Source organism: Streptomyces sp. NPDC048291, from assembly GCF_043201715.1.
In the GTDB taxonomy this organism is placed as follows: Bacteria; Actinomycetota; Actinomycetes; order Streptomycetales; family Streptomycetaceae; genus Streptomyces.
In genome coordinates, this window is sequence record NZ_JBICZC010000008.1 from 356,437 (window position 1) to 368,082 (window position 11,646).

General features: G+C 75.2%; 11 protein-coding genes. 7 read left to right on the top strand and 4 right to left on the bottom strand.

All coding sequences use genetic code 11. The features are described 5' to 3' along the window. Nucleotides 1-50 precede the first annotated feature (50 nt). Together ACGF5O_RS23505 and ACGF5O_RS23510 are read right to left on the bottom strand one after the other, a co-directional pair. Nucleotides 51-866 carry a class I SAM-dependent methyltransferase gene (locus ACGF5O_RS23505; protein ID WP_393811823.1) on the bottom strand — a complete coding sequence of 272 codons (816 nt, stop codon included), beginning with the start codon at nucleotides 864-866 and terminating at the stop codon, nucleotides 51-53. A gap of 142 nt (nucleotides 867-1,008) precedes the next feature. Next, nucleotides 1,009-2,532: a bifunctional phosphatase PAP2/diacylglycerol kinase family protein gene (locus tag ACGF5O_RS23510; RefSeq protein ID WP_393811824.1), complete on the bottom strand. Its 1,524-nt coding sequence runs from the start codon at nucleotides 2,530-2,532 to the stop codon at nucleotides 1,009-1,011. A gap of 79 nt (nucleotides 2,533-2,611) precedes the next feature. Here ACGF5O_RS23510 and ACGF5O_RS23515 point away from each other — a divergent pair, with 79 nt between their 5' ends. From ACGF5O_RS23515 to ACGF5O_RS23540, 6 genes are all read left to right on the top strand, one after another. After that, nucleotides 2,612-3,259, top strand: a complete 648-nt coding sequence (locus tag ACGF5O_RS23515; RefSeq protein WP_393811825.1) for a histidine phosphatase family protein — start codon at nucleotides 2,612-2,614, stop codon at nucleotides 3,257-3,259. A 194-nt stretch (nucleotides 3,260-3,453) separates the two neighbouring features. After that, a complete protein-coding gene (locus ACGF5O_RS23520; RefSeq protein ID WP_393811826.1) occupies nucleotides 3,454-5,073 on the top strand; it encodes an ABC-F family ATP-binding cassette domain-containing protein in 1,620 nt (539 codons plus the stop codon). Between the two features lie 100 nt (nucleotides 5,074-5,173). Then, nucleotides 5,174-5,431, top strand: coding sequence for a DUF6158 family protein (locus tag ACGF5O_RS23525; protein ID WP_393811827.1), 258 nt, complete (start codon nucleotides 5,174-5,176; stop codon nucleotides 5,429-5,431). A gap of 243 nt (nucleotides 5,432-5,674) precedes the next feature. Beyond that, entirely contained in the window at nucleotides 5,675-6,901 is a 1,227-nt protein-coding gene (locus ACGF5O_RS23530; RefSeq protein ID WP_393811828.1) for a hypothetical protein, read from the top strand. Nucleotides 6,902-7,000: 99 nt separating this feature from the next. Further along, nucleotides 7,001-8,305 (top strand): aminotransferase class I/II-fold pyridoxal phosphate-dependent enzyme, encoded by a 1,305-nt coding sequence (locus ACGF5O_RS23535; RefSeq protein ID WP_393811829.1) that lies wholly within the window; start codon nucleotides 7,001-7,003, stop codon nucleotides 8,303-8,305. Nucleotides 8,306-8,451: 146 nt separating this feature from the next. Next, complete coding sequence (locus ACGF5O_RS23540; protein ID WP_393811830.1) at nucleotides 8,452-9,552, top strand: MBL fold metallo-hydrolase; 1,101 nt, start codon at nucleotides 8,452-8,454, stop codon at nucleotides 9,550-9,552. An 82-nt stretch (nucleotides 9,553-9,634) separates the two neighbouring features. Here ACGF5O_RS23540 and ACGF5O_RS23545 read toward each other — a convergent pair whose 3' ends face one another. Then, on the bottom strand, nucleotides 9,635-10,261 hold the full coding sequence (locus ACGF5O_RS23545) for a DedA family protein (RefSeq protein WP_393811937.1): 627 nt from the start codon (nucleotides 10,259-10,261) through the stop codon (nucleotides 9,635-9,637). 14 nt (nucleotides 10,262-10,275) lie between these two features. Continuing rightward, on the bottom strand, nucleotides 10,276-11,049 hold the full coding sequence (locus ACGF5O_RS23550; protein ID WP_393811831.1) for an MBL fold metallo-hydrolase: 774 nt from the start codon (nucleotides 11,047-11,049) through the stop codon (nucleotides 10,276-10,278). Nucleotides 11,050-11,133: 84 nt separating this feature from the next. Between ACGF5O_RS23550 and ACGF5O_RS23555 the strand changes: the two genes are divergently transcribed. Beyond that, nucleotides 11,134-11,565, top strand: a complete 432-nt coding sequence (locus ACGF5O_RS23555) for a hypothetical protein (RefSeq protein ID WP_393811832.1) — start codon at nucleotides 11,134-11,136, stop codon at nucleotides 11,563-11,565. Nucleotides 11,566-11,646 lie beyond the last annotated feature (81 nt).

The following is an 11,646-nucleotide window of genomic DNA, read 5'->3' on the forward strand; positions in this document are numbered from 1 at the left end:
CGGCGCACGCCGTGCGGCGGCCCGGCTCGCTTGCGGGCCCGCTTGCGGGCTCACTTGCGGCCCAGGATCTCTCCGTGCAGTACGGCGAACCAGCCGTCCTCCTGCGCCGCCCACTCCCGCCAGGCCGCCGCGATCTCCGCCAACCGCTCCGTGGTCGCGTGGCCGCCCTCGGTGGCCCGCTCGGCGTAGGAGGAGGCGACCGTACGGTCCGCCCACAGCCCGCCCCACCAGGCCCGTTCCTCGGCCGTGCTGTACGTCCAGGTGCCGGAGGTGGCCGTGATGTCCGTCAGCCCGGCCGCCAGTGCCCAGGACCTCAGCCGCCGGCCGGCGTCCGGCTCGCCCCCGTTGGCGCGGGCCACCCGCCGGTACAGGTCCGACCAGTCGTCCAGGCCGGGCACCGCCGGGTACCAGGTCATCGCCGCGTAGTCCGAGTCCCGTACCGCGATGAAGCCGCCCGGTTTGGTCACCCGGCGCATCTCGCGCAGCGCCTGCACCGGGTCGCCCACGTGCTGGAGCACCTGGTGGGCGTGGACCACGCAGAAGGTGTCGTCCGGGTAGTCCAGCGCGTGCACGTCGGCGACGGCGAAGTCCACGTTCGTCAGACCGCGCCCGGCGGCGGTCGCGCGGGCCTGCTCCAGGACGCCCGGCGCGTGGTCGACGCCGGTGACCCGGCCGTCCGGGACCAGTTCGGCCAGGTCGGCGGTGATCGTCCCCGGACCGCAGCCGATGTCCAGGATCCGCATGTGGGGCTTCAGCGAACCGAGCAGATAGGCCGCGGAGTTGGCGGCGGTGCGCCAGGTGTGGGAACGGAGCACCGACTCGTGGTGCCCGTGCGTGTAGACGGCCGTCTCCTGTGCCTTCGACATGGCTCAACCCCTTCGCGTCACACCGGCGGACGGGGCCGGACGGCCCCGTCCCGCGGTATCCGCAACGCTACGCCCGCATGTCGAATGATGAGACCTGCGTTTCGCGATATGGACTGACGGCTCGTCACGCCGGATGGGTGGATCAGGGCAGCGGCCGGTACACGGTCAGGGCCCTCGGCAGCTTCTCCACGGTCAGCTCACCCGTCACATCGGTGACTTCACCGTCGTAGGCGAGCGGTGTGCCGGCCCCGATGCCGGTCAGGCGCAGCCGGGTCACCCGGGCCCCGGCGCGGGTGGCGTCCGGGTGCCTCCCGCCCGAGCGGACCCGGGAGTGGGGGAGGGGGAGCGGGCCCGCGAGGGCGGCGGAGAGCAGGCGGAGCGCGGGATGCCGGCCGCCGTGCACCACGCGTACGTCGAGCCGCCCGTCCGCCAGGTCGGTACGGCGGCCCGGGGTCAGGGCCAGCCGGTGGTAGAGGCAGTTGCCGACGAACAGCAGCCACAACGGGTGCGTCTCGCCGCCCAGTTCGACCCGGAGCGGACGCCGGTCGGTGCGCAGCACCCGCAGCACGGCCAGCACCTCGGCGGGCCACGCGCCGATCCGGTGCGACCAGCGTTCCCGCTCCCGGACCAGCTCCGGATAGACGCCCAGGCTCAGCGTGTTCAGGAAGACGCCCTCCAAGCCGCCGGAGGCGAACCGGCCGACGTCCACCCGGATCGCCTCGCCCTCGCGCACCGCCCGGCCGAGGCCCCGGCCGTCCTCCACGCTCAGGTCGTGGGCGAAGTGGTTGAGGGTGCCGCCGGGCAGTACCGCGAGCGGCAGCCCGTGGCGCAGGGCGACGCCGGCCGCCGCGTTCACGGTGCCGTCGCCGCCGCACACCCCGAGCGCCCGCGCCCGCGCCGCCGCCTTCGCCAACTCGGCCTCCACCTCGCCCGGTTCGCACTCCACCAGCTCCGCGGCGGGCAGCTCGCGGTGCAGCACCCGCATCCGCTCGGCGCTGCCCGAGGCCCGGTTGGCCACCACCACCAGTCCCTCCCCGTCCGGCAGCGCCGGGGCCTCGGCGCGCGGCCGGGGCGGCGGGCCGGTCTGCGCCCGGGTCGGCACCAGTCCCCGTACCGCGAACGCGGCGCCCATCCCGAGCGCCGCGCCCGCGAGCACGTCGCTCGGGAAGTGCACGCCCGTGTACACCCGGGACATGACGACGGAGAACGCCAGCGGAGCCACCGTCGCGCCCCACCCCGGGGACTCCAGGGCGACCCCGGTCGCGAAGGCCGCAGCCGACGCGGCGTGCCCGGAGGGGAACGAGGTGGTGATCGGCTGCCGCTTCAGGTGCCGTACCGCGGGCACCGGGTCGAGCAGCGGGCGCGGGCGGCGCACCGAGCGCTTGCCGAGGGTGTTGATGGCCAGCGAGGCCAGGGCGAGCGAGGCCAGGCCGCGGGCGGCGGCCCGGCGGGCCCGGGGCGTGCGGGTCGCGGCCACCGCGGCGGCGGTCGCGCACCACAGCACGCCGTGGTTGGCGCCGCGGCTCAGCCGGGGCAGTACCGGCTCGGCGAACGGCCAGTTCCGCTCGGCGGCGAACTCGAACAACCGGCTGTCGAGGGCGAGCAGCCGGTCGCGCAGCGCGTGCCGGCCGGGCTTCGGGACGGTGAGGTCGACGTCTGGGCTCATGCGGGTGCGGGTACCCTGAAGTGGCACTTTCCTGCCTGCCCGCGCCGCGGTCGAGTGAGCCGAGTGAGAGGAACCCTGGATGCGCCTGCTCCTCATACGTCACGGACAGACCCCGACCAACGTCGACTTCCTGCTCGACACCGCGGTACCCGGTCCCGGTCTGACCGCCCTCGGCGAGCAGCAGGCGGCGGCCCTCCCCGCGGCCCTCGCCGGCGAGGACATCGAGGCCCTCTACGTCTCCACCCTCACCCGCACCCGGCTCACGGCCGCCCCGCTTGCCGCCGCCCGCGGTCTCGACCCGGTCGTCCGCGACGGCATCCGCGAGGTCTTCGCCGGCGACCTGGAGATGCTGCCCGGCCACTCCGGGCGGGGCGAGGAGTACATGCGGACCGTGTTCGCGTGGGCGGCCGGGGACACCGCGCCGCGCATGCCCGGCGGGGAGACCGGGGACGAGGTCCTCGGCCGCTACGACGCGGTGGTCGCCGAGGCCGCGGCGAGCGGCGCCGGGACGGTCGCCATGGTCAGCCACGGCGCGGTGATCCGCCTCTGGGCGGCCGCCCGCGCCGACAACGTGGACGTCCCCTACGCCGCCTCCCGCCTCCTCGCCAACACGGGCGTCGTGATCCTGGAGGGCTCCCCTGCCGACGGCTGGAAGGCGCTGTCCTGGGAGGGCGCGGTCGTGGAGCCGGCGGGGGCGAGCGGGCCGACCGGGGAGCCGGTGGAGTAGGGGCCGCCGTCTTCGGCCGCGGGCCCGGTGGGGGCTGGTCGCGCAGTTCCCCGCGCCCCTTTCAGGGGCGTCCACCGGGCGCCCCTTCAGGGGCGCGGGGAACTGCGCGAGCAACCACGACGCACCCGCACCCGAAGGCGACGGCCCGATAACGGTTTGCCCCATCCCGGCCCCGCCCCGCAGAATCCCTGACCATGGGACATCTGGAAGCCGCGCACCTGGAGTACTACCTCCCCGACGGGAGGGCCCTGCTCGGCGATGTCTCCTTCCGGGTCGGCGAGGGCGCCGCCGTCGCCCTCGTCGGACCCAACGGCGCCGGTAAGACCACCCTGCTGCGGCTGATCTCCGGCGAGCTGAAACCGCACGGCGGCACCGTGGCCGTGAGCGGCGGCCTCGGCGTGATGCGCCAGTTCGTGGGCTCCGTACGGGACGAGACGACCGTACGGGACCTCCTCGTCTCCGTCGCCCCGCCCGGCATCCGCACGGCCGCGCAGGCCGTAGACAAGGCCGAGCACGCCCTCATGACCGTCGACGACGAGGCGGCCCAGCTGAAGTACGCGCAGGCCCTCGCCGACTGGGCCGAGGTGCGCGGCTACGAGCACGAGACCCTCTGGGACATGTGCACCACGGCCGCCCTCGGGGTGCCGTACGAGAAGGCCCAGTGGCGCCAGGTGCGTACCCTCTCCGGCGGAGAGCAGAAGCGGCTGGTGCTGGAGGCCCTGTTCCGGGGCACCGACGAGGTGCTGCTGCTCGACGAGCCGGACAACTACCTCGACGTGCCCGGCAAGCGCTGGCTGGAACAGCAGCTCAAGGAGACCCGCAAGACGGTCCTGTTCGTCTCCCACGACCGCGAACTCCTCTCCCGCTCCGCCGAGAAGATCGTCTCCGTGGAGCCCTCGCCGACCGGCGCCGACGCCTGGGTGCACGGCGGCGGCTTCGCCACCTACCACGAGGCCCGGCGCGAACGCTTCGCCCGCTTCGAGGAGTTGCGCCGCCGCTGGGACGAGAAGCACGCCCAGCTGAAGAAGCTGGTGCTGAGTCTCCGTCAGGCCGCCTCCATCTCGCACGAGTTGGCGTCCCGGTACGCGGCCGCCCAGACCCGGCTGCGCAAGTTCGAGGAGGCCGGCCCGCCGCCCGAGCCGCCGCGCGAGCAGGACATCAGGATGCGGATCAAGGGCGGCCGTACCGGCGTACGGGCCGTGACCTGCGCGCAGCTCGAACTCACCGGCCTGATGAAACCGTTCGACCTGGAGGTCTTCTACGGCGAACGGGTCGCCGTCCTCGGCTCCAACGGCTCCGGCAAGTCGCACTTCCTGCGGCTGCTGGCCGGCGAGGACGTCGCGCACTCGGGGGAGTGGAAGCTGGGCGCACGGGTGGTCCCCGGGCACTTCGCGCAGACCCACGCCCACCCCGAGCTGGAGGGCCGCACCCTCCTGGACATCCTGTGGACGGAACACTCCCAGGACCGCGGCGCGGCGATGTCCCGGCTGCGCCGCTACGAACTCACCCAGCAGTCCGAACAGAACTTCGACCGGTTGTCGGGCGGCCAGCAGGCCCGGTTCCAGATCCTGTTGCTGGAGCTGCAGGGTGTGACGGCACTGCTCCTGGACGAGCCGACCGACAACCTCGACCTGGAGTCCGCCGAGGCCCTCCAGGAGGGCCTTGAGGCGTTCGACGGCACGGTGCTCGCCGTCACCCACGACCGTTGGTTCGCCCGCTCCTTCGACCGCTACCTGGTCTTCGGCAGCGACGGCCGGGTCCGCGAGACCGCGGAGCCGGTGTGGGACGAGCGCCGTGTGGAGCGGGTGCGGTAGGGCGGGGCGGTGCCGTAGGGAGGCCCGCGCGCCCGGATGTTCGTACAGTGGAGGCAGGAATCCGGACCGCCGGGACCCACACCACGAGCGGGGTACCACCATGACCGGAGTCGACCCCAGCCGGCTGGACGAGCAGCAGCTCATGAAGGAGCTGGAGACCATCCACCGGACGCGCCACGACACCCTGCTGTACGGCTCGAACGACGCGCTGCGGGCCCACAACGAGCGCATGGCCCAGCTGGAGGGCGAGTACCTGCGGCGCCACCCCCGGCGTCTCGTCGCCGCCGGCCGTACCCGCGAGGGCGCCCGGGAGCGGAACTGCGCCGAGACGGCGACGCCGGGCGCCACCGCGGGCTGAGGCCGTCCGGCCGCGGAACGTCCGGCCACGGCACGGTCGGCTCCACCTGCTCGACACGCCCTCCGGCGCGCCCTCCCACGCGGGAGCGTTCCCGCGCCGGATCCGGGCTGTGACGTCACCCGAAAGTGCGGGCGTGTCCCGCGAATGGGTCCTGCCGCGCGCGGCGGGGCGTGGGCCGGGCTGTGATGGCTGCGGGGGTACGGGCCCCGTGCCTCCGAGTCGTCCGTGCAAGGAGTTCCTCCCATGCGCCGCACCGTTCGCACCCTGTCCGTCGCCGTCCTGGCGGGTGCCGCGTTCGGCGCCACCGGCGCGGCCGCCGTGGCCGTCGACCCCGCCGCCGGGATCAGCCCCGCCGACGCCCGGCCGGGCGCCGTCGTCACCGTCTCGGTGACCTGCGCGGCCGCCGGGGGGCAAGCGCCCGCGGCCATCGACGCCACCTCGTCGGCGTTCGCCGGGCGCACCGTGCGGCTGGCCAGGGCCGAGCAGGAGAGCGGCCTCGTCTACCGGGGGACCGCACGGGTCGTCTCCGACGACCGGCCGGTGACTTATGCGGAGGGGGACGCGGCGGGCGCCGGGCAGGACGGTACCCGGACCGTCGACGGGACCTGCCCGGCGGCGGCGAGCGGTCAGCAGGGACGGCCCTGGAGCGCGCACCTGGCCGTCGCGCGGGACGACGCCGGTACGCCCTCCGTGGGGGACGGCGGCACGTTCCCCCAGGGCGACGGCGGGGCGATGCCGCAGGTCGGCGGTGGGGCCGTGCCGCCCGTCGGCAGCGGCGTGGTGCCCCCGCCCCAGGTGGGCGGCGGGACGGTCACCGGCGGCTCCGGCGGGACGGTCACCGGCGGGGACGACGGAACCGTCACCGGCGCGGACGACGGCATGTATGACGGCACGTCCGCCCGTGGCGACGCGGGCACGGCTCCCCGAGAGGACGCGGGCACCGGCGTGCGCGGGGACGAGGGCGTCACCGGCCGTGCGGACGACGGCAGCACCGGTCGTGCGGACGACGGCAGCACCGGTCGTGCGGACGACGGCAGCACCGGTCGTGCGGACGACGGCAGCACCGGTCGTGCGGACGACGGCACGGCCTCCCGGGGTGATGACGGCACGGCCGTCCGCGGTGATCGCGGTGACGGTGACGCGGCGTCGCGGGGCGACGTCGGTGCCTCGGTCCCTCGGGGAGAGGACGGTGACGTCTCCCACGGGTCTCACGCGGAGGGCGAGCGGCCCTGCTCCGGAGGACAGCAGTCGTGCGGTGGCGCGCAGGAGTGCGGCGACGACGGCTCCTGCGCCGCGTCGGGCGTGCAGCACGGGGTGGCGGCCGGGGACGGCGGCGCCTACAACACCTCCGTACCGGCGCTGGTCGCGGGCGCCATGCTGATCGCGGCGGCCTGCTGCGGCGCCGCGTACCGGCTGTGGGGCGGGCGGGCGTACCGGCTGTGGGTCGGGAGGTCCGGCGCGGACGGGTGACCGGGCGGTCGCCGGGTACCCCGGAGCGCCCACTCCGGCACCGTACGCACGACACGGACCGGACCAGCACACGGCACCACGGACTGCGCGGAGGCGGACATGCGGCGGACGGATCCCGAGAGCCACGGACCGGCGGCCGGCACATCCGCGGAGGAGACCGCTCCCGCCGTACCGGAAGGCCACGGGCCCGTCCGCTACGGGCCGCCCCTGCCCGACGACGGGCTGCCCGTCCTGCCCGAGCTCGCCGCCGTACTGGCCGCCGCCGCGGACCGGGGCGCGGAGGAGCCCGTCGGCGGCGGACCGGCGCTGCTGGAGGCGGCCCGCGGCTACTGGGCGCGCCGTGGGCTGCCCGCTCCGACCGACCGGCTGACGGCGGGTCCCGGCGCCCCCGCCCTGCTGCTTGCGCTCACCGCCGCGCTCGGCGGCGACGTGCTGGTGCCGCGCCCCTGCGCCGCCTGGTGGGCGCCGTACGCCCGGCTTCTCGGCCGGCCCGTCTTCCACGTGGCCACCCCGGCCGAGTCCGGCGGCGCCCCCGACCCGTACGCGCTGCTGGAGACCGTGCGCCGGGTCCGGGACGAGGGCGGCGACCCCCGGCTGCTGGTGCTCTCCGTGGCCGACGACCCCACCGCCACCGTCGCCCCGCCCGAACTGCTGCACGAGACCGTGGAGGCCGCGGCCGGCGCGGGACTGCACCTGGTCAGCGACGAGACCTGGCGCGACACCCTGCATGCCCCGGACGCCACCGTGCTGCTCAGCCCCGCCGAGATGCTCCCCGACCGGGTCACCGTCGTCACCGACCTGGCCGGTGCCCTGCTGCCGGCCGGCTGGCCCGCCGCGGTCGCCCGGTTTCCGGCCGGCGCCACCGGCGGGGCCCTGCAGGCGCGCGTGCTCGACATCCTCACGGCGGTGGGCGCCCGCCTCGCCGGACCGGTCGCGGTCGCCGCGGGGTACGCGCTCGACGAGCCCGAGCCCGTCACCGCGCGCCGGGAGGCCGTCGTACGGCTGCACGCGCGCGTGGCCGCCGCCGCGCACGCCGCGGTCGTCGCCTGCGGGGCCCTGGCCCGGCCCCCGCAGGCGGGCCGTCACCTGTACGCCGACCTGGAGCCGCTGCGCGCCGCGCTCACCGGCCACGGGGTCGGCGACGCACAGGAGTTGGAGGACTTCCTCACCGCCCGGCTCGGCATGCCGGCGCCCGGCGGCCACCGGTTCGGCGACGACCTGGGCGCACTGCGCGTCCGGCTCGCCACCGGGCCGCTGCTGGGCGGCACCGAAACGGAGCGCCTGGAATGCCTCACGTCACCCACGCCGTTGGAACTGCCACACGTGCAACGCGCGTTGATGTCCTTGGGGTCGGTACTCGACGATCTCCGCGACGACGCTCAGCGATGGGAGCCTCCTCGATGACGCAGCAGACGCATGAGTCAGGGTCCGCGACGACTGCCACCACGACGACTGCCACGACGACTTCGACCACGACGACTGCTCCGACGACGCAAGCCCTCACCACCCCTGCCCTCACCACCCCTGCCCTCGCCACGCCTGCCCTCGCCATGCCTGCCCTCACCACGACGGTCGCGACCGCCGCTAGCGCCATAGCGGCCACGGCGACCGGAGAAGCCGGTCCCGGCACGGCCCTGTCCCCGACTCCGACCCCGTACGCGCCGCCGTTCCCGCCGCTGGCCGAACCCCGCCCGCTGGGTGAACTCCGGGTCTGGCCGCGGACCTTCCACGACCGCCTGACCGCACCGCTGCCCGGCCTCAAGGCCATGGCCCGGTTCGCCCGCGAGGGCTCCGTCCGCCCCGGTCGCGAGGGTCTCGCCGACGTCCGCCGGCTGCCCTACGAACCCGGCCCGCTGCCCCGCGCGGACCCCGACACCGTCGCCGTCACCTGGGCGGGACACGCCAGTTGGGTCGTCCGGATCGGCGGTCTTACCGTCCTCACCGACCCGGTCTGGTCCCGCCGCATCCTCGGCACCCCCGCCCGCGTCACCCCGGTCGGTGTCCCCTGGGAGACCCTGCCGCGCGTCGACGCGGTCGTCCTCAGCCACAACCACTACGACCACCTGGACGCCCCCACCCTGCGCCGCCTCCCGCGCGACACCCCGGTGTTCGTGCCGGCCGGGCTGGGCCGCTGGTTCCGGCGCCGCCGGTTCACCACCGTCACCGAGCTGGACTGGTGGGAGGCGGCCGAACTGTCCGGGGTCCGCTTCGACTTCGTCCCCGCCCACCACTGGTCCAAGCGCACCCTCACCGACACCTGCCACAGCCTCTGGGGCGGCTGGGTGCTCACCGCCCCCGACGGCGCCCGCGTCTACTTCGCCGGGGACACGGGCTACGGCCACTGGTTCTCCCGCATCGGCCGCCGCTACCCCGGCATCGACCTCGCCCTGATGCCCATCGGCGCCTACGACCCCCGCTGGTGGCTCAGCGACGTCCACCTGGACCCGGAGGAGGCGGTACGGGCGACGCAGGACCTGGCGGCGCGGCGCATGGCCCCCATGCACTGGGGCACCTTCATCCTCTCCGCAGAGCCGGTCCTGGAGCCCTTGACGCGGGTACGGGCGGCTTGGGAGCGGGCGGGGTTGGCCCGGGAAGACCTCTGGGATCTGCCGGTGGGAGCTTCAAAGATGCTGGAGTGGAGCGCCCCGTAAGGGACGCGGGGCTGTATCTGTATGCGGCTGTCGCCGCGTGGGCGCGATCAGCCACGAAGCACCGGCACTCCGCAACGCACCTTCACGCGGCGGACCGAACCCGTCGCCACACACTCGGCGCCACACTGATCGCCACCGTCAGCGCGACCGCCACCACAACCCCCTCCCACGGCTCCGGAAACAACGACCCGCCCAGAATCCCGATCACCTGATACGCCGCCGCCCACGCCAGGCACGCCGCCACGTTCCCCCGCGCGAACCGCCGCAACGGCCACTGAGCCAGCAGACACGCCAGCATCACCGGTATCCGTCCGGCCGGCACCAGCCGGGACAGCACCAGCACGGCCACCCCGTGCTCGGCCAACTTCCCCTGCGCCTGCTCCAGCCGCTCCTCCGGCGCCCGCGCCCGTATCGCCTCCAGCCACCGCGACCCGTTCCTCGACCGCAGCCCCCGCCGCCCCAGCCAGTACAGCGCCGCGTCCCCCAGGAAGGCCGCCAGCGAAGCCGTCACGAAGACCAGCGCCAACGCGAACGGTGCCGTCTGGTGGAACGCCACCACCGCGGCCGAACTCACCAGCGCCCCCGTCGGCACCACCGGCACCAACGCCCCGATCAGCACCAGCAGGAACAGCGTCGGATACCCGATCGCCTGCTGCGCGGACTCGGTCGAGGTGGAGGTCGCCGCCGTGGAGCCGGCGGCGGCCACCATGACCACCAGCAGTCTCACCGCGCGACCTCCAGCCGCACGCTCTCCCCGTGGCCGAGCCTGTGCACCGCCACCTGCGGCGCGTACTCCGCCGCAAGGCGCACGAACTCGTCGCCGGGCGCGTGGAACTCGTGCGGGCGTACCCCGTCCATGCCGATCGGCCAGTACGTCCCGTAGTGCACCGGCACCGCGCTGCGCGGCCCCAGCAGCGCCAGCGCCCGCGCCGCCCGGCCCGCGTCCAGATGCCCCTCGCCGAGGTGCGGCCCCCACCCGCCGACCGGCAGCAGGGCCACGTCCACCGGCCCCACCGCCTCGGCCATCTCGTCGAACAGCCCGGTGTCCCCGGCGAAGTACGTCCGCGCCGCGCCCTCGACGACGTACCCGAGAGCGGGCGAGCGGTGCGGTCCGACCGGCAGCCGGCGGCCGTCGTGCCGCGCGGGCACCGCCCGTACGACGAGGGGGCCGACGGCTGTCTCGTCCCCGACGTCCACCTCGGTGATCCGCAGCCGGCCGAGGCGGCGGAGCGCGGGCACCGCCCGTGGTGCGCCCCGGGGCACGAGCAGGCGCGTGCCCGGGGCGAGGCCGGCGAGCGAGGGGACGTGCAGATGGTCCGCGTGCAGATGCGAGACGAGCACGAGGTCCGCGCGGCGGGCCTCGGGCGGCGGCGGGGCGCCCCGGCGACGGCGCAGGTGGGCGAGCCGGCGCGCGAACAGAGGATCGGTGAGCAGGCGCATGCCCGAATCCTCGATCGTGCAGGTGGCGTGACCCCACCAGGTGATCTCCACCGGCACCTCTTTGCCTCCTTCGCGCGACTCCCCGAAGCCTACGTGCAGGAGTAGGGTCGGCGGCGAAACCCGGAGGTGAGGGGGGACGCCATGGGACAGGTGCGGGGTGCCTCCGGCGGGCTCGCGCCGGTGCGGGTGACCGCGATCGCGAGTCTGACGCCGCTGGAGGAACTGGAGATCGACCCCTTCCTGGTCGATTCCCGCAGCCAGCACGCGATGTGCGCGCGCTGGGCCGTGGAACACGGCTACGTCATCGCCCGCGAACTCCTGGTCCGCGGCCTGCGCCCCGACCACAGCGCCCTGTGGAGCGGCGTCCGGCCCGGCCTCGACGTCTTCGTCGCCCCGAGCCGACGGGTCCTGGAGAGCGCGCTGTCGTCGGTCGAGGACTTCATGGCGGAGTGCGCGAGACGCGGGGTCCGGGTGGAGACGGTGGGCCGCGCCGAGCCGTGCTACGACGCGCAGATGAAGGCCCGGGTCCACCGCAGGCTGTCGATGCCGACGGCGGGCTACGACGGACGCTAGGCGCTCCGCGGGCAGGGCCGCGCGACCCGTCGCGGATCCTCCGCGCCGCCGTCGTGGCCGGTCGCGCTGTTCCTCCCTCCG